Origin of the sequence: Chroococcidiopsis sp. [FACHB-1243], from assembly GCF_014696895.1 — a bacterium.
In the GTDB taxonomy this organism is placed as follows: Bacteria; Cyanobacteriota; Cyanobacteriia; order Cyanobacteriales; family Chroococcidiopsidaceae; genus Chroococcidiopsis.
The window spans coordinates 184,165-210,635 of the sequence record NZ_JACJQX010000002.1 but is presented as its reverse complement, the minus strand read 5'-3'; the positions used below and the strand labels follow the sequence as shown (position 1 = coordinate 210,635).

Below are 26,471 nucleotides of genomic sequence, written 5' to 3'. Positions count from 1 at the left end.
GCGCACAGAAATTGGGGGTAGGGGCGCACAGCTGTGCGCCCCTACTATCCGCCAATTTGAGACATGGTACGGGCATAAGTTCCAGCAGATGTTCCAGATTCTCTTTGTTTGTAATTAATCTCCGATTTCAGGGCAAGTAGTTGGGCTACTTGATCGCGAATTTCAGTAGTAGGAACGCCAGCGCGCAGGGCAGATTTAAGGTCAATTTGTCCCATTTCGTTGAGTAGACAGGGACGCAGCCAGCCATCAGCAGACAGACGCATTCGATTGCAGCGATCGCAAAAACATTCTGACATTTGACTGATAAATCCCAGCGTTCCTTTTGCCCCAGGAATTTGAAATACGTCAGCTGGTCCATTACCCCGCACTTGCGACTCGACTAAACCATAAGCCTCGCAGATGCGCTGGCGTAACTCAGCCGAAGCAACCCAACCGCGATCGCCAAATAGTTGTGAGTTACCGATCGGCATAAATTCAATAAACCGGACGTGCCAGTAACGAGTTAGGGTAAGGGCGGCTAAATCTAAGACTTCGCAATCGTTTACCCCAGGAATCACGACGACATTCAGCTTTAAGGGGTCGAAACCCACCCGATGCGCGGCGAGAATGCCGTCCCAAACCTGCTGCCAGCGAGAACGTCCGCGACTGCCTGCAATGCGATCGAACACTTCAGGATCGAGGGAGTCAAGGCTGATATTGATCCGTCTTAACCCGGCATCGTAAAGATTTTGTGCCTTGTTTGCCAACAAAAATGCGTTTGTTGTCATCGCCAGGTCTTGAGTTTGAGGTAGAGTTGCGATCGCCCGGACAATTTCCACAACCTGCGGATGCAGTAACGGTTCGCCACCAGTCAATCGAAATCGCGTAAACCCTACCGGAATGAATACCTCGCGAATTAAAGTGAGCAATTCCTCAGCCGTCAATAGCTGATGTCGCAAAATATAATCCAGCTCTGCACCTTCGGGCATACAATACTGACACCGAAAATTACAGCGGTCGATTAAGCTAATTCGGAGGTAATCTACTTGATTCATGCTGTTTAGTCATTGGTCATTGGTCATTGGTCATTGGTCATTGGTCATTCGCAAATAACAACTGACAATGAACAAATGACTTGTAACTAATTACTATTGTGCAGAATTAGTCGCGCTTGTTGTTGGCTCCTGTGTTACTAATTGCGGTTTCCGTAGGTGACGCAAAACTTGCTTGAGAGGCTGGCTGCGCGGTTCGCGGACGAAAATTAAGGGGAATAAAGCAAGTAAACGCACAATAGTAGAAATAATAAACACTCCAGGTAGACCCCCGATCGCATCTAAAGTTGTGAGTTGGCTGCCTACAGTTGTCCCCAAAGCGCCAAATACACCAGCAGTGGCAGCAGCGATCGCAAAATAACTGGAAGGATGGGACTTGGGTGCTAATTCCATTTGGATATTGTTACTACACAAGTCAATTGCTGCCCACAGGGAACCTTTAACCAGGTGAATGAGCGGCAACCACAGCCACAACGATAATAAGTTATTTCCCGTTCCCAGCCAAAATAAAGGTAAAACTCCAACTAAAATCCCTACGATCAACAATAAGGGACGATTACCCAGGCGATCGGCTAGCTTACCCCAAATAAGCAGCATCACCAAGTTCGTGCCTGCATGGAGACTCGTATATAAAGACACCCAATTGAGGTCTAGTTTTAAATTGTCTAGCAAGTAAAGGTTATAAAACGGCACGATTAAGTTAACCGCAAATGCCCACAAACCGAAGTACAGCAGAAATTTGACGAAATTTAAATCTCGGAACAAGCTAAAAATTGGCGGCGGTTGTATGACTTCTGCTACTGCTAGAGCATTTGATTTTGATGGCGATAACAGCGATGGTGGTGGCAATTGGGGATTGACATCGACCATAAAATTTTGACATGCCAAACTGAGAATTCCTGCAATAATTCCCAATCCCAAGACAATCCCGTATCCTTGAATGGTGCTACCAGGCAGAATTGAAATCGCAAATCCGGCTAGTGGTACAGCGATTAAAGTCGTCAAACTTGCCGCACTATTGCGCAAGCCAAAATATCGACCCCGCAAGCGATGGGGGACTAAAGCCGCCATCCAGCTCAACCATGAGGAAGTACCCAAGCCTGCAAGAATGTTGCTAGCAAAAATTGTTACCAAAGTCAAACTGACTAATTGGTGGGAGTTAGTATTAAACCAAACAATCCAACAAATACCTGCGATGGGAATTAACCATAACAGTCGTGCGGGGATAAAAGTCCACCAACAAAAAAAGTGACGGCTGCTACTTCGTTCGGCTAAGTATGCTCCTAATGGTTGTAGTAAACTCGTCAGCATTGGAATTGAAGAGAGCATTCCAACTTCTAAAGGATTTGCCCCCAACTGAAGCAAAAAGTTAGTTAGTAAGACACCACTGGTAACGCTAGAAAAGATGGCAGCAAAGACACCATCGATAGTAGAAGCCTTGAGGCTAGTCCGAAGGACGGGTTTAGAAATTATCGGCGGCTGGTGGGTGGTGGTTAATTCTGTTACAGCCGCTAGAGGTTGCGTATTGCTGAGAGCTGACAAGGTTTCTACAAGAGTTGAGTAAATAGTGAGTTTAGGCGATCGCGCTCTGCCAACTTAACATTTTCCAACGCCTATAATTAGTGGTAGAAAATACCCGTTTAGCAGCGTTTCGAGCAGCATAAGCTAGACCGAAAGAGGTAGGCAAGTGTCAGGAGGAAGAAAGATTTTGCTATGAATTGGTAATGGGTAGTTGGTAATGGGTAATGGGTAGTTGGTAATGGGTAATGGGTAGTTGGCGATCGATACTACAGTCAAACTATTATGAAGTTTGAAAAGTGGAGAAAACTTATGTATACGGGTACAGTTTTCAATGCCCCTTGGGATAAGTCACTCATTTTCAGTACGATTCTCTTCAGCGCTATTTTGCTAGGGATAGCTTTGATTGGTTTATTAGTGGGAGAGGAACGGAACAATTTTTTCTGGCTGCTAGCAATGGTTGTACTACCTCTAGCAATTCTTATTGCATCGGCGCTATTCGGTGTTAGAGGGTACGAACTAACAAATGACGCACTTTACATTCAGCGCTTTGGCTGGAATTCTAAGATTTCATTAACGCAGCTAATCAATGCTGAGAGCAATCCGCAGGCGATGGACAACTCGCTACGGACGTGGGGAAATGGGGGATTATTTGCGATAACTGGACGGTTTCGCAACGATCGCCTTGGTTCCTATCAAGCTTATGCAACCGATCCCCTGCGATCTGTAATTTTGAGATTTCCGCAGCGCACGATCGTCCTGACTCCAGATAATCCAGAACAGTTTGTCAGAGAAGTGTTAGCGCGGCAAAGGATGTAAGTAAGTCAAAAGTCAAAATCAGCCACTCACTACTGACAAATGACGAATAACAAATGACCAATGATAAATTAACGAACCAACTGAGCCACAGTTGCCAAAAGTTCCTGATGCGATCGCGATTTATTAATATAATCAGTTGCGCCTAATTCCATTGCTGCCGTCCGATTTTCTGCATCAGTATTAGCAGTCAAAATTACAAAGGGCATTTGGGCGCAACTTGAAGATTGGCGACAGTAGTGGAGTAATTCCAAGCCATTCATTTCTGGCATTTCTAAATCGCAGACGATCGCCCCAAAATCGGGATGCGATCGCAATTGTGTCATTGCTTCACGACCGTTATCTGCTTGTACCACTTGATATCCAGCCTGTTGTAGCGTCAGGGCTAGGGTTTGTCGCCAAGTGAGAGAATCATCGACTAACAAGATTTTTGCTCCCACAGCAGATGGTTCTGATTGTAGCTGCGGGATTGAAAGCATAGGCGTAACGCTATTAAGTAAACTGCTATCCCGATCGCTCCTCACCTGCCCCATGCCCTGAGTTACTTGTCGCTCTAGTACGTACTTTGCTAAAGCAGTACTGTCAATCGCGAGGGTAAGTTTGCCATCAGCCAAAATACTACCACCATAAACATAGCTAGGCGGAACGATCATCGGGTCTAGCGGTCGAATCACCAATTCTTGTTCGCCGATCGCGTGGTCTATTTCTACTGCTATAAGTTGATCTTGATAGCGTAGCAATACAATGCGTCCTTGTAGAGCGGTGGAACTATTGGCGGGAGACGTTAGCGGCGCAAAATAGGGCAAAATTCCTTTCAGGGGTAAAACAGGAATTAACTGTTCTGCATTTGCTTCACCCCATCGCAATACCTTACCTCCCCGCCAAGGGCGCAACTGTTCTGGTTGAGGGAGTAAGATTTGCTCGATCGCGCTCCCGAGTAAAGCATAGGTAGTAGAACCAACCTGACAGAGAAATAATTTTGCAATTGTCAAACTTAAGGGAATTTGGAGGATGAAAGTCGTACCGCGTTGGGGTTGAGAATAAACTGCGATCGCCCCTTGGAGAGATTGTAACTGGGCGCGAACTACGTCTAGTCCCACACCTCGTCCAGAAAGGTTGTTCACCTGAGCCGCAGTCGAAAAGCCTGGTTCAAAAATAAAATCCATCAGCTGAACTTCGCTGAGACTGCTAGCGTCAACTGGTGAAACTAAACCCATTTCGAGCGCTCGTTGGCGAATGCGATCGTAATTGAGTCCTTGTCCGTCATCTTGGATTTCAATTGTCAGGTGACTGCCTTGATGAAAAGCACGAATGGCAATTCGACCCGTTGACGCTTTCCCCAATTGCGATCGCTTGGGCTTAGGCTCAATACCATGATCGAAGGCATTGCGCACCAAATGCAAAAGGGGGTCGTAAAGTTTTTCAGCGACGGCTTTATCTATTAATACTTCTTTACCGCTGAATTCCAGCGCTACAGACTTATCGTGCAGAGTTTCTAGTTGTCTTAAAATGGGGGGCAGACGGTCAAAAACAACGCTGACGGGAATCACTCTTGCCGTCAAAAACTCATCTCGCACGCTATTTAACAAGCGGCTTTGTTTTTCCAACATCTGGCTAGACTGACGAGTATAGATGTCAATTTCATCCCCAGTTGCTTGCAGTTGCGCTCCATTTGCTAATAAAGATTGCACCAACACGGCAAGTTTACTAGAACGGTCTTTTTCCTGTAAGTCCAAGCGCTGCTTGAGTTCCATCAACATTTGCTGTTGCTGTTGGATTAATTCAAGTAACCCCTGCATCCCGCCTTGTAGTTTTTCATCTTGTAAAGTCTGGCGGTTTTGATTAGTCAGCAATTCGCCAATAGAATAATTCAGCCGCTCTAAATGCCCGACATTAACTCTGACTGTATCCGACATAGCAGCATCTCTTTTCGCTAAGGATGAAGGTGGCGATACCGATCGCTCGGAGTTAGTATTGATTGCTGTGGTGACTGTCTCTGACGGCTCTGCTTCCTCATCCTCTACAGGTTCGGCGATCGTCCAGATTGACTCTAGCAAGGAGTCTTCATCTTCGGGAGTCGGGAGTCGGGAGTCGGGAGTCGGGAATGAGAGGTGAGTGGTGCGTGGTTTTTCTCCCCCAACTCCCTCAGCTTCCTCAGCTTCCTCAGCTCTCTTCTCCCCTGCTCCCTGCTCCCTACTCCCCGCTCCCTTGACTAATTCCAACAACTGCGCCGAAGGACTCCCGCCTCCACTACGATCGCCTGCTAGGATAGATGCTTGCCCTTGTTGAAAATCTGCTAGGGCTATTTGGGCAATAGTTATCGCTTTGTCGGGATAGTTAGCTAAAGCTACGATCGCTGCACTCGCGATCGCCCCAAATCCCGGTAAATTTAAAGACTCTGCTAAACCCAAAAAGACTTCGGCTTGAGTTTGCAGGGCGATCGCGATCGCCTCTACATCACCAGCAACTAAAGCACGATCGATCTCTGCCAAGCGTTGAGCTACTCCAACTTCAAAAATAGATTTAGTAACATCAAACCCCAATTCATCGGAGTTAGGAATTTCCACTTCCGGCGCGAAATGAACTCCCAATTTCGCTTGCAATTCGCTAAAAACTGCGGCAGCGCGATCGAAGACTTCAGCATCTTGGCTGTGGCTGCCAGTAATTTCAGCCATCAAAGGGATACGCAAGCAGTCATAAGCTTCAAATAGTAAAGCTTCCGTTTCGCGATCGAGCGTTACTTCCGGTCGGCACAGATGGCGGAAAATATCTTCAAAAGAGTGTGCAAGCTGCCTTATACTATCCAACCCAACACAAGCCGCCGAGCCTTTAAGCGTGTGAGTTGCCCGCATTAAAGTATGAACCTTATTCATACTCCACTCGGTTTTCAGATTCAATAATTCCTCTTCCAAAATTTGTAGTAATTGCGGTGCTTCTTGGAGAAAGTAAGCGTAGCTTTGTTCGTGGAGCGAGTCATTCATATGGTTAGGGAGCAGGGAGCAGGGACGAGCTGGGAGCAGAGGGAGCAGGGGAGCAGAGGAGAATCACCACGCACCACGACGCGGCTACAAGGCGCGAGAACACCTCGCCAACCGCTCTCTCCACCATGCACCACTTGTTACAAATGACAAATGACGAATGACAAATGACAACTGTTAACTACTCACTGGCATTGACTTTAAACTTACTAGCACTGGCTTGTAGTTCTTGTGCCATGACTAGCAATTCGTGGAAGGCGATAGATAGCAGAGTGGCATCGTCGGAGGTTTTGGTGGCAATATTTGCCACTTCGGATACGGCTTGAGTGACGGACTGGGACTGCTGAGTTTGCGATTGGGTGGCTTGATTAATCCCGGCAACGAGTTGACCGATTTCGGCGGTGGCTTCCACGATCGCAGTGAGGCTAGAGCGGGTATCGCTAACTAAATGATGAGTCGCGATCGCCTGTTGCACGCCTGTTTCCATTGCTTGACTGACTTGCGCCGTGCCTGCTTGGATCTCTTGCACGAGCTTGCCAATTTCTGTGGTTGCCGTGGCTGACTGACGGGCGAGCGATCGCACTTCATCGGCAACTACGGCAAAGCCTCGACCGTATTCTCCGGCTCTAGTCGCTTCAATCGCAGCGTTAAGGGCGAGGAGTTGGGTTTGTGTCGTAAAGTTGCCGATCGCGTCTACGGCTTTAGAAATCTTTTGCGAGGAAGCACTCAAGCGCTGGATTAATTGGCTGGTTTCTGCGACTGTCTCCCGTAAGGCAAGAATGCCCTCCACCGTGCGGTTCATTGCTGCATCCCCTTGCTGTACGGTCTGGTGGGTGCGTTGCGCCGCTTTTTCTACCTGTGCGGCATCGACAGCTACAACCGTGGTGGCATCAACCATTGCTTGAATTTCGTTCATGGCACGCTGCAACGCTGTCAATTGTTGCTGTGCTTGTATCGTCAGTGCTGACATTGCCGACTCGCTATTTTGGGAAGTCTGGCTAACTTGTGTCGATGCCGTTTGTAATTGCGTGACGATTCGCCGCAGGCTTTGCAAGGTGTTATTGTAAGCATCGGCGATCGTCCCGACTTCATCATCGGTGATGGGAGCGCGGACTGTCAGATCGCCATTCAGCGCGGGGCGCACGGCAACGAGTAGCTGCATCGCTCTTTGCTGAAGTTGTTCTTTGGCTGCTTTTTCTCGTTGGACGAGTTGTTGCAACTGGTCTGTTTGGTGGCGAATTTGCTCTAGATAAGTAACTTTCTGTAATGCCGCACCGACTTGGTTGCCTACCTGTGCTAATGCACTGACTTCTGTTTCTTCCCATTCCCGGGGTGTAGAATTCTGATAGGCTGCGAGTAAACCCCAGAGTTCCTGCTGAACGAAAACAGGGACGATCGCGTAGGCTCTGGCTTCCATTTGCTCTAGTAGCTCCACATGACAGGCAGAGTGTCCTGCTGTATAAATATTGTTTACAGCTATAGTTCCTCCTTGGCGATAGCGTCCGCCTTGGGTGTCTTGTAAGTGGCTGTCTTCAATTACGGGTAAGACTTCCAGCAAGCTACTCCACCCAGCAGCCACGGATTCTGCGACAAACTCGCCGCTCCAATCGGGCTTGAATTTATACAAAGCAACGCGCTCGGCTGCTAGCATTTGCCGCACTTCTTTCGGAATAATTTTGTAAATTGCCGACTCCGTATCGAGCGATCGCAGTAAGCGACTGGTAATTCGAGTCACGGCTTGTTCTATAGTTGCCGCACGGCTCAATTTTGCCGATGTTGCTTGGACTTGCTGTAATGCTTCTGCCTGTTGTAGCGCAATCCCCAAAGGGTTACGTACTTGCAGCATAATTTCTATTTCCTCTGCTTGCCAGTGGCGCGCTCCAGAATTTTGATAGGCAGCCAACAAGCCCCACAGCTTATCCCCTTGATAAACTGGTATGGTGATGTAGGCTCTGGTTTGGAATTTATCGAGCAATTCCATATAGCACGCCGAAAAATCAGCCTTGTAAACATCATCGACTTGAAGATATTGCTTGTCTCGCAGCGAACTACCCTTGTTATTTTGTAAGAAAGTATCAACGGTAGTCGATCCTGGCGCAGGTATATCTTTGACGACACAGCCTTCATCTTCCGTAAAGTTATGCTGGAGGCTATCGTCTTGTTTTTGCGCTTCTAGTAGCGATCGCCATCCAGGAGCAATGGATTCCGCTACAAACTCCCCACTCCAATCGGGATTGAAGCGATAAATCACAACTCGATCTGCTTTGAGTAATTGGCGTAATTCGTAGGTTGTGGTTCTAAATATATTATTGATATTCAAAGACTGCCGGATCTTATCGATAATCCGAGTCACGGTACGTTCCCGTTCGGCAGCTTGGGCAATTCGATCGGCTTGAGACTGCAATTGCTGACGGACTTCTGCCTGTTGCAAAGCAATTGCCAGGGGATTGCTCAGTTGCAGCATGATATTAACTTCCCCGTCTTGCCAGTGGCGGGAACCAGAATTTTGATAAGCAGCTAGCAGTCCCCACAGTTTCATCTCTTGGAAAATCGGCACGATGACATATGCCCGCGCTTGGTATTTCTCTAAGCTGGCGATATAACAGGGAGAAAATCCTGCCGTGTAGATGTCATCCACGCGCTTAAATTTTTCCCCTTTGGCGTAGCCACCACCTTTTGTATCTTGCAAATAGGTATCGGCATCGACGTTAGGGGTATAGGCTGTTAAGTTTCTTAACGTACAGCGGTCTTGGGTAGCGCGATCGCTTTTTAAAACCTCGTCTCCCTCCTGCGCTTCAATCACCGAAACCCAGCCAGCAGCGACGGACTCCGCAATAAATTCCCCACTCCAATCGGGATTGAAACGATAAATTGCCACTCGATCTGCTTTGAGTAACTGGCGTAATTCTTGGGTAGTCGTGCGGAAGATGCTGCCAATATCAGGGGAACCCTGAATTCTTTCAATCACCCGCGCTAAAACTTTTTGCTGTTCGCCGAGCGATCGCAAAAGAATCTTGTATTCTTCTGGTTGTACGAGCAGGGCTAATTCAGTGGCAACTCGATCCAGCAGACTGATTTCGCTTTCCGTCCAACTACGAGGACTCTGGCATTGCTGCGCCACCAATAGACCCCATCCTCCCTCTGGCAAAGCAATCGGGACGCTTAAGCTAGCACAAACTTGAAACCGTTCTAGCAATTGAATTTGATAGGGACTCAAGGAAGCTTGATAAATATCTGCTAGAGCGATCGCGGGCGAGTGTTGGTACGCTTGTAAATTTTCTGCCCCAAACATCCGCACTGCTAGAGTTTCCCCTAAACTCGGGGTAAAATCTCCCACCATTGCTTCCGCTAAAACAACACCTTTTTCCTCATCCAAAAAACGATAAATTAATACTCGGTCGGCTTGCAGATACTGACACACTAGATGAGCTGTCGTTGGTAACAGTCCGTCTTCTGCTGCCGCTTGTCGCATCACGCTGGCGATCGCGCTCAATCGATGCCGTTCGCTTTTGAAGCTACTAGAAATTGCTACAGTCTGGTCTTTCATTCCCATTTGAAGCATTTGCGCTAATTGCTCTAACTGGAGAAACTTAGCTCTAGCTTCCGGTGCATTCAACAATCCCGCTTGTTCTAATTCCGCTTTCATGGCATTGACGAGTGCGGTAGGCTGAGTTGCATCTACAACTGTGTCACTAGCAGACTGCTGCGTGCTATCTAAAGGTGGCAGTGTTTTTGTGCTACCGCGATATTGTTGTCTTTGCTCTGAAAGTTCCTGTTCTTGCTTAAATAAATTTTTAAATTGCATTAGTTGTTAGTTAATGGTTGTTAGGGAAGTGAGTAGTGAGTGGTGCGTGAAATATTCCGAATTCCGAATTCCGAATTCCGAATTCCGAATTCTCCCCTATCCCCTATGCAGTTGCCACATCGGACAACGGGCGATCGCCTCGGGATCGAGGACTATAGCATCGGCTTGAGGCAAGTATCCTTGTAAAAAGGGTAAGGTTTTGGCAGCAAATAAACTTGCTGTTGCTGGTTGAATCTGACTCGGATCGTGCCATTCGATATCCTGCACTTGCGATACCACTAAACCCATTGACTGTCCTTCAATCTGCATGACGATCGCCATCAGCGGGACGCTGGCAATTTCTGAAGCGACAAGGGGTGGATAGTCGAGAAAGAGATTCAGATCGACTAGCCACAGCATTTTTCCCCGCCAGTTGCAAATTCCCAAAATGCATTCAGGCATGGCGGGTACGGGTAATATTTCTGCTAATACAATTTGTATAACTTCGGCAACGTGAATTAAAGCTAGCAAACCGCTATCTTGGGAGCCGAGGCGACAGCGGAGAAACTTTTCCTGGGAGGATGGTGCTACTCCATCCAGTCGCAACGAACTCGTTTTAGCTAGAGAATCAAGTATCTCCATAAGTTCTCTAAAACTATAAAATAAACTGTTGGATGACTTGCAGTAATTGTTGTTGGTCTACTGGTTTAGCTATGTAAGCATTTGCACCTAACATAGAACCCCACAGGCGATCGACTTCCGTACCTTTGGAAGAACAAATCACGATCGGGATTTTCTTGGTTGCATCATTTGTTTTCAAGCTGTGACAGAGTTCAAATCCACTTTGACCAGGTAAAATGACATCCAAGATCACCAAGTCTGGTGTTTGCAATCTTAGCTGTGCCTCGGCTTCTTCACCGCTTTGCACGCCAATTACCGTTAATCCTATTTGTCTGAGATAGCGGGTTAATAGTTCGGCATCAGTCAAACTATCTTCTACTAACAAAACTGTACTCACAAACTCTCTCCTACCAATTGCTCCAATTCAATTGTCCCGCTTACCACTCCACTCGCGACAACAAGGTACGGTCGATTTCAATCAATTCCATATTCCATCGCTGGTTTCTCGTCCGCAAGGCGAGTATTTCGAGCGCCGAATTCTAAATATTTTCTCACCACGTTGAGGATTTTCGGCGCTTCGATTGGTTTTGAGATAAAATCTGTCGATCGCACGACTTTGGCACGGACGCGATCGATAATCCCGTCGTTACTGGTTAAAATAATAGCGGGTGTATCTTTCAATACAGAAGTTCGGCGGATTTGGGCGCAAATTTCGTAACCGTTGGCGATCGGCATGACCAAATCTAAGAAAATTAAACTAGGTTTATGTTCTAAAAGCATTGGTAGGGCAAGCACGGAGTCTTGCAAGCTGATGTATCTATAGCCTGCTTGGGTGAGAATTCTGCCTAACAACTGGCTATCTCTGGGACTGTCATCGATATAGGCTATGAGAGGACTCGTCGTCTTTGGCTGTGCGGTAGAAGACTGGGAACCTCTGTTGATGATGTGTTCCAGCTTCTCGCCAATATCCCCCACTTCAATCGACTTCATCCAGCCGCGCCGGATATAGGGGAGCAGAGATTGGGTGAGTAATATAGGGTCTTGTCGCAATCTCAAGGCTAAATCTCGCAGCGTTCGCTTACCATCTACCATCGATACTAGACTGCGGTAGACGACGGGTGAAGATTGTTGCTGCAATTCTTCGCGCTGCCAGATCAACGGAGCCACATTCGGTGAAAACTCTTCTAGTCCCGCTTGACACCATTTCTGCCAAGCCTGCTTTGCTTGCTGCCAAGAACGGTCTGGAGAGAGAAAAACTAAAGGCGCAGCATATAAGTTTTCTTCGGGAGTAAAAGTATAGCTCAGGGGCGGAAGGGAGCGATCGCGCAGCCACTGTTCCTGTTGCAGAATATCAAATAAGACTTCTGCTACGCTACCTTGAACCACCGATACCATTTGCTGGCGCAGTATCTCTCGTTTGCTCATCAATGTAGCTAAAAACTCATAATCGTTGCTGCGATATTTTTGTTCTTGGTAAAGGTGTATCGGATCGACTTGAATTTGGGGGCAGTACTGCGCCAACTGACGCAGCCAGCGTCGCTTAGGATGCACTCCGCCTGCATCCCCAATCAGATGACCCAAGTGAAAATACAAACTCCACTGCTGCCGTCCATTGGAGTCTTGAATCTTCAACCTACCGTTCCTTAATTGCCCTTGGCTCCAAGCTTGTAGCCAGTTGTTTAGTTTCACTGTATATAAATGACTCTCAGTCATTGCCGATTCCATGTGGCAGATGCTTGTATTGGTAGTTGGTATGTGACAATCTAGTTCGTATTGACGCGAGATGTTCGCGCCGACTCACCTTCTCGGTAGAGCAGGTCAGCATCAAATGCTACCTGCTGAATCGAGTGGTTCTACTCCTGGCATTTCACTCCATCGACTCGGTTACTAATTCTGATTAATAAGAATAAGAGAATTTGTGAATACTTAATAGTACTAGAAGCAAATTGTCAATTGCCAGTAATAATCTTTAGAAAATTAAGCTACTTGCAGATTTATATCGCTGTATTGCTCTGACTTTTTTCATAGAGCATAAAGTCTAAGCCCTCCTGAAGTCAAGCAGTTGTCCCACCCGAGCCAGCTTTCGCTATTCTCTTTTTTGTTTGCCCCTACTTCAAATTTATGTATATTAAAATACTATAACTTGCACCTGAATATGCTAGTGCGCTTTCTCTCGTTTCTAGACTAGAGCGATCGCAGAGATTTCTGTTTGTATAATAAAGCCTTGTCGTTTTTGAAGGCGCACGATATGAACTAGAGCTATATGTAAGGGCGCGATCGGCAGTACCATTCTCCCCATCAATACCAATAATGATACGCGATCGTAATACTGATGCTTGGTCTGGGTGACGAATATCGTAAGTCTGTCCGCCTATGATGTAAATGCGCTAGGGTATAAACGGTTGCCTACGATTAAAATCGCGTATATCTTTTGGTTTCATACTAATATTTTAGCGTAGGGGGGCATTGTTCACCTTATAATACCTACTAACTAAATATTCTTGTATGTTTGCTGCCAGCTCTTAAGTTCGCATATAGATATCGAGCGCACAACACCAGGAAAGCTATCATTTTGAAGCTCTATATCTGTCGTAAATATTCCACATTTAAATAAATCACTTGGTAAATTGTGGAATTGACTGAATGCATTTCTTAATTTTATCACTTGCTCAAAAACTTTCTTTCGATGTTCTTTTCTTGTATTTCTTGCTGTGCTGCCCGTTGCCTGTGTATTAATGTATTTAGTTTCTATTAAAAACAGATTATCCTTATCTGTAAGGTAAACAAAATCACACTTACCCAAATCGGTACAACCTTTCAAAGGAGATTTTTCAAATAATAGCAACTCCTGACACTCAGGAAATATTTGGTGAATATTGAGATATAAATACGCCTGTAATAACAATTCTTTATCGTAAGGGAATGGGACGACCGCTTTAAAGAAATTAATAATATTCTTTTGTGCGTCAGACTGAATTTCTGTTCGACATACAGAGACAAATTCCTCAAGGACATTAACCATTACTAATAAATCATCTGCCAATCAACTCATATATGCAATTGTATTAGTCATAAATTTAGAATGTCATACGTGAAAATTAGTAAAAATCAATATAATGATTCAAAATCTGTAGTAAATTTACTAATAGTTGTCAGATTCCAGTTTATTATGATGTAGAAGATTTTGAACAAGATATTAAGAATCTGCGGGAAATGGGTAGGCTGCGATCGCTGTCAGCAATTCTTCAGCTATGAATAACTAGGATTTGCCTGATAGGATTTAAGGTGGCGATCGCTTATCCTGATATTACTCATAATTTAGACACCAAAATGTCACTTACTCTTGTTAATGAACCTATCCCACTCGTAACCGATGCGGATGGTATTGTTCGCGTCAGTAAATCTCGTGTCACGCTAGATACAATTGTTACTGCTTTTCTTGAAGGTGCTACGGCAGAAGAAATTGTAGAACAGTATCCATCACTTCAGCTTTCAGATGTCTACTCAATAATTGGTTATTACTTACGACATAAAGCCGAAGTTGATACGTATCTTTTAGAACGCCAGCAGCGTGCAACTGAAGTACGTCAGGAGGCGGAAAGACGATTCAGTCCAGAGGGAATACGCGATCGCTTGTTGGCAAGGCGCGATCGAGAATTAGGGCAAAATACAATATAGTCATCCCGTACAATACCTCAACCATGTCTCGGTTTCAATCCCTGGAAGCAGCACTCAAAAACTATTTTGGCTACGATAGCTTCCGCCCTGGACAAAAACAAATCGTCGAACAAGCACTGCAAAATCGGGATCAATTGATTGTCATGCCCACGGGTGGCGGGAAATCTCTCTGCTTTCAGCTGCCAGCACTGTTACAGCCAGGTTTAACCGTGGTGGTATCCCCTCTCATCGCACTGATGCAAGACCAGGTGGAGGCGCTGCGAGACAACGGAATTGGGGCAACTTTTCTCAATAGCAGCCTCAACTTACACCAAGTGCGATCGCGGGAACAAGCGATTCTCAGCGGCAAAACTAAACTCCTCTACGTCGCCCCAGAACGCCTGTTAAACGAAAAATTTCTGCCTTTTCTCGACTTAATTCGCGAGAAAATCGGGATTGCAGCTTTTGCAATCGATGAAGCCCACTGCGTCTCGGAGTGGGGACACGACTTTCGCCCCGAATATCGCCAGTTAAAACAGTTGCGTCAGCGTTACCCTGGTGTACCAACCCTCGCCCTCACCGCTACAGCCACGGATCGCGTCCGCCAAGATATTATTCAACAGTTAGGATTATCACAACCTAGCATTCATATTGCGAGTTTCAACCGCCCTAATCTTTACTACGAAGTTCAACCAAAACAAAAGCAAAGTTACAGCCAACTACTACAAATTATTCGCCAATCGGAAGGATCGGGAATTGTCTATTGTCTCAGTCGTCGTAAAGTAGATGAGATTGCCTTTAAGTTACAACAAGACAAAATTGCGGCTCTACCTTACCATGCAGGTTTAAGCGATACAGAAAGAGCGGAAAATCAAACCCGTTTTATTCGCGATGATGTCAGAGTTATGGTAGCAACGATCGCCTTTGGGATGGGAATTAATAAACCTGACGTGCGATTTGTCATCCATCACGATTTACCTCGAAATATTGAAGGTTACTATCAAGAATCGGGACGGGCGGGAAGAGATGGTGAAACAGCCCGTTGTACTCTATTTTTAGGTTACGGTGATATCAAAACACTTGAATATTTAATCGAGCAAAAAACTGACGTACAAGAACAACGTATTGCCCGTCAACAGTTGCGTCAGGTCATTGATTTTGCCGAAGGAACAGATTGTCGGCGCACAATTGTCTTAGGCTATTTTGGCGAACGATTTGCCGGACAATGTAGCGGTTGCGATAATTGCCTTGCACCCAAACCAGTTGCAGATTGGACAATCGAGGCGATGAAATTTCTTTCTTGCGTGGCGCGTTGCAAAGAGAAATTTGGCATGAATCACATTATTGATATCTTACGCGGTTCTAAAAATCAGAAAGTTCTGCAATACAGTCATAACAAACTTTCAACTTACGGAATTGGCAAAGATAAAACTGTAGAAGAATGGCGATTGTTAGGGCGATCGCTACTACACCAAGGTTTACTAGATCAAACAACTGATGGTTATTCTGTTTTAAAACTTAATGCTGCAAGTTGGGAAGTCATGCGGCAACAGCGTACGGTTTCAATTGCAATCGATACTACCCCAAATCTCTCGGCGCAACCGTTAGAAGCACGAACGGCTGAAGTCGAAATGCTGTTTCAAAAATTGCGATCGCTGCGTAAAGAAATTGCTGACGAACAATCAGTCCCACCCTATGTCATCTTTGCCGATTCTACGCTGAAATTGATGGCATTGCAGCAACCACAAACTTTAACTGAATTTGCTAAACTTTCGGGTGTGACCTCACATAAAATAGCCCAGTATGGCAAAAAGTTTTTAACAGAAATTCAGGCTTATACTCAAACTCAAACCCAAACTTCAAATATACCAACTGACACCGAACAATTTACATTACATTTATACCAGCGAGGATTAAGCATAGCAGAAATTGCCCAAAAGCGAGATTTGCGCCCGACAACAATTATCCGCCACCTGTCAGATTTGGTGGAAAAGAATCAAGATGTAGATTTAGATCGTTTAGTGAATCGCGATCGCCAGATTAAAATTTGTCAAGCTTTAGAAAAACTTGGCGATATTTCCCTTACCCCAATTCGAGAATATTTAGGCGAGGATTATTCCTACGACGAAATCCGCTTGGTGAGGGGACGCTGGCGAAAAGACAAAAATTGAAGCTGGCTCTAAAAGGTCAACTAGCGCGCTATTGAGATCGCGATCGCGGCGATCGCGATCGTCCAAAAATCTCATAATGCGGTAGCATATAGACGAGACAATGAAATTCGGTTGTATTGTTTGTGATTAAAATCAACAGGCTTCTCTCCGAAATCTGAATCTCTGCACCTTCTGATTTTGGAGACAATGTATGTCAATTTATGTAGGTAACTTATCATATGAGGTAACGCCAGAAGACCTCAGCGCCGCTTTTGCACAGTATGGCTCTGTAAAAAGAGTTCAATTACCAACCGACCGCGAAACAGGTCGAGTGCGTGGTTTTGCATTCGTAGAAATGGATACAGATGCCGAAGAAACCACTGCTATTGATGCCCTTGATGGCGCTGAGTGGATGGGGCGGAATATGAAGGTTAATAAAGCAAAGCCTAGAGAAGACAGAGGCTCGTCTGATGGTAGACGTGGAAGCAATAACGGGGGCTACTCTCGTCGTTACTAAACTTTGAGACAAAGAATTCGACTCTAAGGTTTGAGGGTAGACAAGGAGTCTGCCCTTTTGTTTTTGAAAATAGCTTGCGGAGCAGGTTGGCTAAATTCTAGCCTAGTTGATTTTATGACAAAGGAACGCAGCTAGATTGGAATGACTGCATTTTCGCAACTACAAACACCATGCTTAGTATTGACACAATAGCCAGACATGAAAGCAACTTAAGTAGAAAAACCACTTAAAATATGACTCCAGAAGCAATACGCATCGTTACTCAATTAAGGCGTGAGTTTTATTCTCTCTTTGCTACAGAGATGGGAGTTCCAGTAATTATTACTAACAGTAACTCATCCGCTAGTAATCCTTCTATAGCTTCTTGGGTAGATCGTCAACAAAGATTAAACTATGTATATATTTACGTCCACTTATCACCTGATGAATTAATCCCTAACCGTCCATTTCTGCTGAAATTAGCTATTAATAAAGGTGCTGGTATAGCTACATCTACGAAACAGCATCAAGACTATCAAAAACTGAATCAGCGTTGGTACTTCGAGTTAACTCTATTGCCAGAAGAAATCTTAGATTTTCTGCCCTGGATAGTTAGCTTAGTTAAGTCTCATGAAAAAGGTTTTAACTCATTTGCGCTAGAACCACCACACCCGTTTGAGGTCAAGATGTCTCATCTACCATTATCTGGTGATATTTGGACTCAGAAAGCTGGACAGCAAGCTTCTCATACTCTGGTAGTCCAATGAAAATTCAAGCATTAAACATTCAGATTGGCGATCGCATTGTTGCCTATTGTAATAGCAAGAGACAAATCTGTACTGTCAAGCAAGTACTAGATTCCGGTCAAGGTAGCATCGCACTGACAGTATGTCCTTCTGGAAATAATCGGCTTTCACTTTCACGGGTGATTCGGTTCCACCAAGATGCTTCTGTCGATGTCCTGTAGAGACGTTACATGTAACGTCTTTACAGACAAAACTAATTCGATCGCAATTAGGGCAAGCTTACTGTTTAAGCCCGCCTCCAGATTTTCAACGATCTCTGCTGCTAGCACATCGGGTTCTGGTGGATTGTCTAGAGCGTACAGGCTCTCATCCTTAAAATAACGTTTGCCTTACTTGGCTGATCGGATTACACAATCTCTTATTAAGAAAAGTCTTTTACATCTCGCAAAACTTCCGAAATCATTGTTTTCAACTGTGGCACATCCTCTTCAACTGCTCTCCAAATGATTTCTATATCCGTATTGAAATAATCATGAATCAGCTTATCTCACATTCCAGCAATATCTCGCCCGGGAATATCAGGATATTGGCTTCTCACTGAATCGGGGATTCGCTTCACGGCTTCGCCAATAATTTCGATCGCTCTTGAAACGGCAAACACCTTCTCCAGGTTTTGTGAGAAATCCTCAAAGTTAATGCCTGTCGTAAACTGCTCGATCGCAGCAACAGCATCCAAAATATCCTGCAAGTAGTCTGCAACTTCCCGCTTACTCACAGATAGACGACCTCTGCCAAAATCCGCTCTCCAATGCGTGGTTTTAAACCAGCCTTATGCACCAGAACGACCTTGACTCCCAGATTATCGCTGAGATAGTTCTCTAAATTGACAAATTTCAACAAGCTTGGTGTCTCAAAAAACTCCACTAGCACATCCACATCGCTAGTTTCGGTCTGTTCTTGCCTAACGTAAGAACCAAAAACCCCTAACTCTCGAACTTTGTAACGTTCCTGTAACAATGACTTGTTTTGTACAAGCCACTGCTTAATCTCTTCCAGCGTTTTCATAAAGCCTAACTTCCTCAAGGCAAGCACAGCAAATAATCTAGCTTACCCTGCTCTGTTCCGGCTCTGAAATTGTGGTTAGGACGGGCTGACAAAGATCCTTGTATTTATTCAAAGATATCTGGTGAACCCGCCCCTACAAATGACAAATTACCCAAACTGTTCCTCAGCATCCAAATTAAACAGAACTTGAAGAGTTTGCATACAACGCCGCCTCGCCTCAATATCCTGCTGCGATCGCAACTGTACCATCGGATCGTGCAAAATTTTATTCACGATTCCTCTCGTTAAAGCTTCGATCACTTCTTGGTGCTTTTCGGCAAATTCCGAACCCAAACGCGATAAAGCTTTTTCTAACTCTTGTTCGCGGATAGTTTCGACTTTATGACGCAAGCAACTGATCGTAGAAACAGTTTCGAGCGATCGCCACCACACGTCAAATGTCTCTACTTCCTCATCCAGCAGCTTTTCAGCTTCCATTGCCATTCTGCGACGGCTTTCTTGGTTTTGAGCCACCACAGCCTTTAAATCGTCTACGTTAAACGCTTGTACGTGTGCTAAATCGTTGACATCCTCATGTACGTTGCGCGGTACGGAGATGTCAATTAGCATCAATGGACGATTTATTTCTAAGGCAATTTCTAATTTAGCGCGATCGATCAATGGTTCTGTAGCCGAAGTACTAGTAAATACCAGATCTGATGTTGCCACGACTGGCATCATTTCTGACAGTAAACAAAGTTTTAAATCTGCATGTTGAAATTGATTCGCTAAAGCTTGCGATCGCTTTAAAGAACGATTCAAAATACAAATTTGACTCGCACCTTTTGCCACCAAATGTTTGACGAGTAACTCCGACATTTTACCCGCCCCAACGATCGCCACTCGGCAAGCTGCCAAATTAGCAACTTTCATTTGGGCTAATTCTACTGCCGCAGAACTAATCGAAACCGCACCAGTACCGATACTAGTTTCAGAACGTACCCGTTTGCCAGCCGTAATTGCTTGTTTAAACAGCTTATTCAGAATGAGTTTGATCCCGTTATATTGTTGTCCTAAACTGTGAGTTTGTTTTACCTGAGCTAAGATTTGCCCTTCTCCTAACACCAAGCTATCCAAACCAGCCGAGACTCGCATCAAGTGCATGACTGCATCTTGGTGGAGCAAAATAAATAAATGTTGTCTTAAATCGCGGACTGGTAATTTGCTGTGTTCGCCCAAAAACTGGGTCACTTCTCGAATCCCTTGTTCCGTTTCTGGAGTAACGATATAAATTTCCAGACGATTACAAGTGCTAAGTATTGCTGCTTCGGTAATATGCGGATAGCTACACAAAAGAGCGATCGCGCCTTCCAACTGCGATTCTGGAATACTCAGCTTTTCCCTAACTTCTACTGGGGCTGTTTTGTGACTCAGCCCAACAACCACAATGTTCATGTCTCCTCCCAAATGAGGGGAGTCGGGAGTCGGGAGTTGGGAAGAAGTGGTGCGTGGTGAGTGATAATTTCTCCCTCTGCTCCTCTGCTCCTCTGCTCCTCTGCTCCTCTGCTCCCTCGCCTCCTACTTCAGTTGCAGTGTCTTTGGTTCGTCAAACATATGGATCGTGTCTACAAACCGCGCCGTGCGAGATTGGCTGGAGATAACTAAACTTTGGGTTCTGGCTCCACCTTTGAAGAAGCGGACACCTTCCATCAGCGTACCTGGGGTAATACCACAAGCAGCAAACAGGACGGTTTGACCCGAAGCTAACTCTTCAGCATTGTAAACTCGGTCTGGGTCATTAATTCCCATTTCTTTCAAACGGGCAATATTTCCCTCTTTACTTTCGCCAATCAAACCAGTTTTGACTACTTCTGGATCGTAGATCAATTGTCCTTGGAAATGCCCGCCCAAACAGCGCAATGCAGCGGCGGAAATTACGCCTTCTGGAGCTGCGCCAATTCCCATCAAGGCATGAATGTTCGTTCCTGAGAAAGCACAGGAGATCGCGGCGGAGACATCACCATCGCTAATTAAGCGTACTCTTGCCCCTGCTTGGCGAATTTCTTGAATCAGTTCTTTGTGGCGAGGGCGATCCATCACGACCACAACTAGCTCCTCTACGGCGCGTCCGAGGCATTCTGAGAGGATTTTGAGGTTTTGGGTAGCCGATTTATTAATATCGACATGACCGCGTGCTGGGGCTGGTGCTGCGAGCTTTCTCATGTAAAAGTCAGGAGCAGCAAACAAACCGCCTTTTTCGGCGATCGCTAACACAGCCATCGAGCCGTTTTGTCCGTAGGCGACTAAGTTAGTCCCTTCACAAGGGTCAACGGCAATGTCAATTTCAATTAATTCATCTGGGTTACAGTAATCTTTGGCATCAGTACGGGTACAAATCCCGACTTCTTCGCCAATGTATAACATGGGGGCTTCATCCCGTTCGCCTTCACCGATGACAATCCGACCCCGCATGTAAATTTTATTCATTCTTTCCCGCATGGCTTCTACCGCCACTTGGTCAGCAGTGTTTTTCTCGCCTTTACCCATCCAACGGGAAGATGCGATCGCTGCTTGTTCTACAACTTCAATAATCTCTAAACCTAGAGTATTTTCCACGCGGTCTGTCCTCCCAATGCTCTGTTTGCTGCTGTTGTTTTGCGGCTGTATCAGTACATAAGTCTACCAAACGGCGTAACCCCGTGGACTACAAGTATTTACTCAGGTTTTGTTAAGTTTTGCTGCTGAGGATGGGTAAGGGGTAAGGGGTAAGGGGTAAAAGGGAATTGAGGAGGCGATCGCAGCTTCAATTTTTTTGCTCGTCTTTTAGTACTTATATACTCATAATGTAGAGTCAGGGTGTTTCAGATTGAGCGACAATTAACATCGGAGGAAGTACTCATGATTGCAACTTTGAGTTTTGCTTTGCGCCTACTCTACGAGAACGCTCCGCGTATGCGTCTTGGCGCGACACAAAATTTTCCTTCCTCTAACGGCGAACCTTCCCATCAGGCATAATTGCCCCTGAAAAAATAGCCTTACTCAAATTAGCTCCATCCAACTTAGCTTCGCTTAAATTAGCACCTGTAAAAACAGCTCTACTCAGATTAGCCCCCCTCAAATCTGCCTTAATCAAATTAGCATCCGTAAAATTAGCCTTACTTAAATTCGTCCATCTCAAATCCGTCATGTAAAGCTCCGCTGCACTCAAATCGGCTCCAAATAAATACGCACCACCAAAATGAGCCTCGCTCAAATTAGATTGACATAAATTAGCACGATAAAAATAAGTAGCGATCGCCTCAGCCTCATATAAATTCGTACTACTCAAATTAGCATGATTGAAATTAGCTCCAGTCAAATTAGTATAGACAAGACTAGCTCGACTCAACTTCGCTCCACTCAAGTCTGCTTCGCTAAGAGTAGCTCCAATAAATTCAGCCGCCGTCAAATTAGCATGGCTGAGATCTGCGGCTTTTAAATCGACACCCCGCAAGTCTGCTCCTATCAGGTTGGCATAAGCTAAATCTGCACCCATTAGCTGAGCTGAAATTAACTGAGCATCAACTAATTCTGCTTTTTGCAAATTAGCGTCAATCAATTCAGCTTCGCACAAACTAGCTGCACTGAGATTAGCCCCACATAAATTAGCTGCAATCAGTTTAGCGCGATCGAGATTGGCTCTTTTTAGATTAGCCTTGGTAAGATTAGCACCCCTAAAATTAGCCCCACACAAATTAGCTGCGCTCAAGTCAGGTACAATCTGCACGTATGAAGAGCGCCACTCCAACCAAGTAACCGCACCCTGTTGCAGTATCGCCAGATGCTCCCGATTTGCCATTCCTACTACTCCTTGCGCCCACCAACAGCGGGATGTTCGCGTCCGAGGGCATTTTCCATCGCCGCCAACGCCGCACTCGAACCCGCAATAATATCTCGTTCTTCCCCACCCAGGTAAAGCCGTCCAAAACTACCCACCGCTTGAATCTCTAGAATATTAATCAAAGCTGCTTTTTCTGCTTGATTTGCGGCTAGAGCTGCATAAGCCGCAGGTTGAACTTCTAATACATACAATGTTTGTCCTGCCAAAATCATCTGTCCTCGGCGGGTGCGGTTAATCAATTGTGTTTGGTGCGGATCGATATTGCGAATAATCTGACTCGACATCACTTGTGGCTTGAGGCAATCTCGTTCGCGCACTCCCATTGCTTCCATCACCGCCTTACCCGCTGCCCGCGTCTCCCCCTGGCGACTAGAATGGACTTCTAGCAATCCATAAAGCCGTTCTACCACCTGCACCCCTGGACGCACAGAAGCAGATTTTAGGGCAATATCCATTAAGCGGATCACCTCAATCCCTGGCGAGACTTCAATCCACAGAGAAGCATCACCTGGTAATGGCAAAAAACCTGCTGCCACCGTTCCCATGTAAGCTGCGTGTTGAGGTTGTAAGCTGTCTATAAACACATAACTGCGTAATTCAATACCCAAAACTTAAATCTCCAAGCTCGTCATTGGTCATTGGTCATTAGTCATTTGTGAGTTTCTAGCGATCGCCAGTAAAAATACCAATAGAGGCATAATTAAAGACTTATAGTGAAGGTGAGAGATAGTACCGATTACCAATTACCAATTACCAATTATCAAACTCTCACGTAGGCTGACTGTAGTTAAGTATAATCAGAATTAATCTGCGATCGCGTTCGTAAAATTTCTGCCCAGAATCCTGCCAATAATATAACTATGTTGGATTTCCTCAATCCGATTCTCAACCGTCATCCAGAACGAGTCAAAGCCAACGTCGAGATTTATACCTGGCAGACTTGCCCCTACTGCATTCGCGCCAAATTATTGCTGTGGTGGAAGGGTGTCAACTACACGGAATACAAGATTGATGGTGATGATGTAGCTAGAAACAGCATGGCAGAACGCGCCAACGGACGGCGTACCGTTCCGCAAATCTTCATCAATAACGAGCATGTCGGCGGCTGCGACGATATTTACAAACTGGATAGCGAAGGCAAATTAGATCCTCTCCTCGCTCAGCCAGTCTAACATTTGTTATTTGTAGGGGCGCATAGATGTGCGCCCTCTGTATCCAGTAGAGACATTTGTAGGGGCGCACAGATGTGCGCCCTCCAGATCCAGAACACAATATCAACAGCGTGACAGTTGAAGCCCCAGAATACATCATCCACCGTCAATGGATGCAACGGGCGATCGCCCTTGCCCAAATTGCCGGGGAAGCCGGAGAAGTTCCCGTTGGTGCAGTCATTATCGATTCAAGTGGTAACGTCATTGCCGAAGCAGAAAATCGACGCGAACGAGATAACGACCCCACAGCCCACGCAGAAATTATTGCTTTGCGCCAAGCTGGTAAAACCTTACAAAACTGGCATCTCGATCGCTGTACCTTATACGTTACCCTAGAACCCTGTCCTATGTGTGCGGGGGCGATCGTGCAAGCACGAATTGGTTTACTTGTCTATGGTGCAGACGATCCGAAAACTGGGGCTATTCGCACCGTCACCAACATTCCCGATAGCGCCTGTTCCTACCATCGTCTCCCCGTTCTCGGTGGCATTTTAGAATCCACCTGTCGCCAACTATTACAGGCTTGGTTCCGTAGTAAAAGAGGGAGTAGGGAGCAGGGAGCAGGGAGCAGGGGGAAAGAGAGCTGAGGGAGCAATTCATGCATTCACGCATTCAAAATTTACCACTCGCCTCTTACCTCTCGCAAGATCGCAAGAGCGCCTTTCACCAACTACCAACTACCCATTACCAATTACCTCATTACCCATTACCAATGACAGACGCTGCTAAAACTGTCCCCTATGTGTAGCGATCGCGACTAAAAAAAATTAGGGTGGAATTAAAGCCATATAACTTTACGTTCGCTTACACACTCGCCACCCTCATGATTCAGCTCGATTCTTCGCACACTGAGATTGGGACAACCAAAAATACCAAGGTGGCTGCAAGCTCTCACGTTTCGCCTTGGTTAACGCCCATAGTCTATCCTATCGGACGGCGTTTGGTCTTCCCCTTTTATTTTGACAAGATTGAAGTTAGCGGATGGGAAAACTTGCCGAATGGAGGTCCTGTCATCGTAGCACCTACCCACCGTTCTCGTTGGGATGCGCTCATGGTTCCTGCAATCGTGGGTAAGATTGCCACCGGGCGAGATCCGCGATTTATGGTGTCCATAGACGAAATGAAGGGTATCCAAGGATGGTTTATTAGCCATCTCGGAGGGTTTGCTGTTGATGTGAAGCGTCCATCCATTGCTACTCTCAGACATGGCATAGAATTACTACAACAAGGAGAAATGCTAGTCATTTTTCCTGAAGGTGGCGACCTGAAAAAAAATCGCGAATGTACGCTGAATTCTCTTCAACCTGGTTTAGCTCGCCTTGCACTACAAGCCGAATCAAGTCAGCCAAACTTAGGTGTCAAAATATTACCGCTCGGTATTTACTATAATCCTCCCACCGTACCGTGGAGATCTCAGGTTAGGATTAGTATTGGTTCTCCTATCCAAGTAGGAGATTACAGCACGGGTTCGATTAAAAAAGATGCGAAGCAATTGACACAAGATTTAGAACTAGCACTTAAACAGTTGGGCAATAAAACGCAAGCAATCGTAGAGACGCAAGCAACCGTAGAGCAAGACAGCGCTCCTTCCCTATACTCTGAAAGAAAAGAATCTTTTATTTAAAACAATAGCTTCAGGTATCGCCGCCGAGGGAACAAACTCAAAAGTCAAAAGTCAAAAGTCAAAAGTTAAAAGTCGAAAGTAACTGCTTTCTATCCCCGACTCCTGACTCCCGACTCTCGACTCCCCGATAACTGATAAGATACCCGAAGTTCAAAATCGGTCTTGTGTTTTTTAGCGCACGGAATTAAGCCATGATTTCTGCTGGAACTCAACGCTTCCTTTACCATAGCTGCATAACATTATTTTCGGCGATCGCAGCTATTACTTTGCTGTCCCCAACTTACGTCCAGGCGCAAACGCCACCAGCACCAGCTACTCCTAACCAAGCTCAACCTATCGATCCAAAAAATCCTAACATCATTCAACCTTCTGCCCAAAATAATAGCGTTTTGAGCGTGGCTGGAGGTCAACGGCTGATGTCGGAAGCTAGCAGCGCTATCTCCTCTCAAAACTACGACACAGCGGTGAAAAAATTGCAGGAGGCGCGTCAGGTTTTCAATCAAATGTCTAATTTCTACCAACAGCTAGCTGGTAACTTTCAAGGTATTGACAATCGCGTTGCCGATAGCCAGCGTAAGAAAGCATTGGATACTGCCCAAATGCGCGATGATGCGACTTACCAACTGGCATTGGTACATCGAGCGCAAAACAAGCCAGAACTTGCCGTACCGCTGCTGGTTCAGATTGTTAACAGTCAAAACCCAACTAGAGATTTGGGCAAAAAAGCCTATCAACAGCTGTTCGAGTTAGGATTTGTTGACGCGCCTTTTCCTCGTACTGGCGATACGGGTAATGCGCCGCAACGGAGTGAAGCTAAGCCTCCCGAACAATCTGCTCCAAAACAGTAGCGAAGGGGCGATCGCTCATCTATCCTTAGAAATAGTTAAATTAGAAAAGAGTTCAGCAATTAGGAAT

Annotated in this window: 25 protein-coding genes and 2 pseudogenes; 12 read left to right on the top strand and 15 right to left on the bottom strand. The window is 45.6% G+C overall.

Annotated features, from left to right (window positions below; all coding sequences use genetic code 11):
• Window positions 1-44: 44 nt before the first annotated feature.
• Window positions 45-1,034 carry a GTP 3',8-cyclase MoaA gene (gene moaA, locus H6G17_RS02315; protein WP_192153753.1) on the bottom strand — a complete coding sequence of 330 codons (990 nt, stop codon included), beginning with the start codon at window positions 1,032-1,034 and terminating at the stop codon, window positions 45-47.
• A 93-nt stretch (window positions 1,035-1,127) separates the two neighbouring features.
• A complete protein-coding gene (locus tag H6G17_RS02310) occupies window positions 1,128-2,573 on the bottom strand; it encodes an MFS transporter (RefSeq protein WP_192153751.1) in 1,446 nt (481 codons plus the stop codon).
• A 288-nt stretch (window positions 2,574-2,861) separates the two neighbouring features.
• On the opposite strand from H6G17_RS02310, the gene H6G17_RS02305 reads away from it, so the two are divergent.
• Window positions 2,862-3,368 (top strand): PH domain-containing protein, encoded by a 507-nt coding sequence (locus H6G17_RS02305; RefSeq protein WP_192153749.1) that lies wholly within the window; start codon window positions 2,862-2,864, stop codon window positions 3,366-3,368.
• Window positions 3,369-3,436: 68 nt separating this feature from the next.
• On the opposite strand, the gene H6G17_RS02300 is transcribed toward H6G17_RS02305, so the two are convergent.
• Entirely contained in the window at window positions 3,437-6,346 is a 2,910-nt protein-coding gene (locus tag H6G17_RS02300; protein WP_192153747.1) for a hybrid sensor histidine kinase/response regulator, read from the bottom strand.
• Between H6G17_RS02300 and H6G17_RS02295 the strand changes: the two genes are divergently transcribed.
• Window positions 6,347-6,493: a hypothetical protein gene (locus tag H6G17_RS02295; RefSeq protein ID WP_192153745.1), complete on the top strand. Its 147-nt coding sequence runs from the start codon at window positions 6,347-6,349 to the stop codon at window positions 6,491-6,493.
• 31 nt (window positions 6,494-6,524) lie between these two features.
• Here the strand turns inward: H6G17_RS02295 and H6G17_RS02290 are convergent, their stop codons facing one another.
• The 5 genes from H6G17_RS02290 to H6G17_RS02270 all read right to left on the bottom strand — a co-directional run bounded on the left by H6G17_RS02290 (window position 6,525) and on the right by H6G17_RS02270 (window position 13,791).
• The gene (locus H6G17_RS02290; protein WP_192153742.1) at window positions 6,525-10,148 is read right to left on the bottom strand and encodes a GAF domain-containing protein; all 3,624 of its coding nucleotides are present in this window, start codon (window positions 10,146-10,148) and stop codon (window positions 6,525-6,527) included.
• A gap of 96 nt (window positions 10,149-10,244) precedes the next feature.
• On the bottom strand, window positions 10,245-10,769 hold the full coding sequence (locus H6G17_RS02285) for a chemotaxis protein CheW (RefSeq protein WP_015157320.1): 525 nt from the start codon (window positions 10,767-10,769) through the stop codon (window positions 10,245-10,247).
• A 13-nt stretch (window positions 10,770-10,782) separates the two neighbouring features.
• Entirely contained in the window at window positions 10,783-11,145 is a 363-nt protein-coding gene (locus tag H6G17_RS02280) for a response regulator (RefSeq protein ID WP_015157319.1), read from the bottom strand.
• Window positions 11,146-11,222: 77 nt separating this feature from the next.
• On the bottom strand, window positions 11,223-12,461 hold the full coding sequence (locus tag H6G17_RS02275; RefSeq protein ID WP_192153740.1) for a response regulator: 1,239 nt from the start codon (window positions 12,459-12,461) through the stop codon (window positions 11,223-11,225).
• Window positions 12,462-13,239: 778 nt separating this feature from the next.
• Window positions 13,240-13,791, bottom strand: coding sequence for a hypothetical protein (locus H6G17_RS02270; protein ID WP_199316351.1), 552 nt, complete (start codon window positions 13,789-13,791; stop codon window positions 13,240-13,242).
• Window positions 13,792-14,078: 287 nt separating this feature from the next.
• Here H6G17_RS02270 and H6G17_RS02265 point away from each other — a divergent pair, with 287 nt between their 5' ends.
• The 5 genes from H6G17_RS02265 (at window position 14,079) to H6G17_RS02245 (ending at window position 18,018) form a co-directional block, all read left to right on the top strand.
• The gene (locus H6G17_RS02265) at window positions 14,079-14,426 is read left to right on the top strand and encodes a DUF433 domain-containing protein (RefSeq protein WP_192153738.1); all 348 of its coding nucleotides are present in this window, start codon (window positions 14,079-14,081) and stop codon (window positions 14,424-14,426) included.
• A 23-nt stretch (window positions 14,427-14,449) separates the two neighbouring features.
• A complete protein-coding gene (recQ, locus tag H6G17_RS02260) occupies window positions 14,450-16,576 on the top strand; it encodes a DNA helicase RecQ (RefSeq protein ID WP_192153736.1) in 2,127 nt (708 codons plus the stop codon).
• A 190-nt stretch (window positions 16,577-16,766) separates the two neighbouring features.
• Window positions 16,767-17,072: an RNA-binding protein gene (locus tag H6G17_RS02255; protein WP_106167977.1), complete on the top strand. Its 306-nt coding sequence runs from the start codon at window positions 16,767-16,769 to the stop codon at window positions 17,070-17,072.
• A 233-nt stretch (window positions 17,073-17,305) separates the two neighbouring features.
• Window positions 17,306-17,818, top strand: a complete 513-nt coding sequence (locus H6G17_RS02250; RefSeq protein ID WP_192153734.1) for a hypothetical protein — start codon at window positions 17,306-17,308, stop codon at window positions 17,816-17,818.
• On the top strand, window positions 17,815-18,018 hold the full coding sequence (locus H6G17_RS02245; protein ID WP_015157311.1) for a hypothetical protein: 204 nt from the start codon (window positions 17,815-17,817) through the stop codon (window positions 18,016-18,018). Before H6G17_RS02250 ends, H6G17_RS02245 begins: the two co-directional genes overlap by 4 nt.
• On the opposite strand, the pseudogene H6G17_RS34475 reads toward H6G17_RS02245, so the two are convergent.
• The 7 genes and pseudogenes from H6G17_RS34475 to H6G17_RS02215 all read right to left on the bottom strand — a co-directional run.
• Window positions 17,971-18,177, bottom strand: a pseudogene (locus H6G17_RS34475) (hypothetical protein); the annotation flags it as partial. The gene H6G17_RS02245 and the pseudogene H6G17_RS34475 sit on opposite strands and share 48 nt — an antisense overlap.
• 41 nt (window positions 18,178-18,218) lie before the next feature.
• Window positions 18,219-18,572, bottom strand: a pseudogene (locus H6G17_RS02240) (DUF86 domain-containing protein).
• Window positions 18,569-18,862, bottom strand: coding sequence for a nucleotidyltransferase family protein (locus tag H6G17_RS02235; RefSeq protein WP_192153732.1), 294 nt, complete (start codon window positions 18,860-18,862; stop codon window positions 18,569-18,571). The pseudogene H6G17_RS02240 and the gene H6G17_RS02235 overlap by 4 nt, the downstream one beginning before the upstream one ends.
• A gap of 147 nt (window positions 18,863-19,009) precedes the next feature.
• Window positions 19,010-20,296, bottom strand: coding sequence for a glutamyl-tRNA reductase (locus H6G17_RS02230; RefSeq protein WP_192153730.1), 1,287 nt, complete (start codon window positions 20,294-20,296; stop codon window positions 19,010-19,012).
• A gap of 123 nt (window positions 20,297-20,419) precedes the next feature.
• Window positions 20,420-21,457: a class II fructose-bisphosphatase gene (gene glpX / locus H6G17_RS02225; RefSeq protein ID WP_192153728.1), complete on the bottom strand. Its 1,038-nt coding sequence runs from the start codon at window positions 21,455-21,457 to the stop codon at window positions 20,420-20,422.
• A 370-nt stretch (window positions 21,458-21,827) separates the two neighbouring features.
• Entirely contained in the window at window positions 21,828-22,679 is an 852-nt protein-coding gene (locus H6G17_RS02220; protein ID WP_192153727.1) for a pentapeptide repeat-containing protein, read from the bottom strand.
• A gap of 5 nt (window positions 22,680-22,684) precedes the next feature.
• Complete coding sequence (locus H6G17_RS02215) at window positions 22,685-23,329, bottom strand: hypothetical protein (protein ID WP_192153726.1); 645 nt, start codon at window positions 23,327-23,329, stop codon at window positions 22,685-22,687.
• 252 nt (window positions 23,330-23,581) lie between these two features.
• On the opposite strand from H6G17_RS02215, the gene grxC reads away from it, so the two are divergent.
• The 5 genes from grxC (at window position 23,582) to H6G17_RS02190 (ending at window position 26,404) form a co-directional block, all read left to right on the top strand.
• Complete coding sequence (gene grxC, locus H6G17_RS02210; RefSeq protein WP_192153725.1) at window positions 23,582-23,893, top strand: glutaredoxin 3; 312 nt, start codon at window positions 23,582-23,584, stop codon at window positions 23,891-23,893.
• A 110-nt stretch (window positions 23,894-24,003) separates the two neighbouring features.
• Window positions 24,004-24,519 (top strand): tRNA adenosine(34) deaminase TadA, encoded by a 516-nt coding sequence (gene tadA / locus H6G17_RS02205; RefSeq protein WP_192153887.1) that lies wholly within the window; start codon window positions 24,004-24,006, stop codon window positions 24,517-24,519.
• A gap of 11 nt (window positions 24,520-24,530) precedes the next feature.
• Complete coding sequence (locus tag H6G17_RS02200) at window positions 24,531-24,680, top strand: hypothetical protein (RefSeq protein ID WP_192153724.1); 150 nt, start codon at window positions 24,531-24,533, stop codon at window positions 24,678-24,680.
• A gap of 75 nt (window positions 24,681-24,755) precedes the next feature.
• Window positions 24,756-25,556 carry a 1-acyl-sn-glycerol-3-phosphate acyltransferase gene (locus H6G17_RS02195; RefSeq protein ID WP_192153723.1) on the top strand — a complete coding sequence of 267 codons (801 nt, stop codon included), beginning with the start codon at window positions 24,756-24,758 and terminating at the stop codon, window positions 25,554-25,556.
• Between the two features lie 191 nt (window positions 25,557-25,747).
• The gene (locus H6G17_RS02190) at window positions 25,748-26,404 is read left to right on the top strand and encodes a hypothetical protein (RefSeq protein ID WP_192153722.1); all 657 of its coding nucleotides are present in this window, start codon (window positions 25,748-25,750) and stop codon (window positions 26,402-26,404) included.
• The last annotated feature ends 67 nt before the right edge of the window (window positions 26,405-26,471 follow it).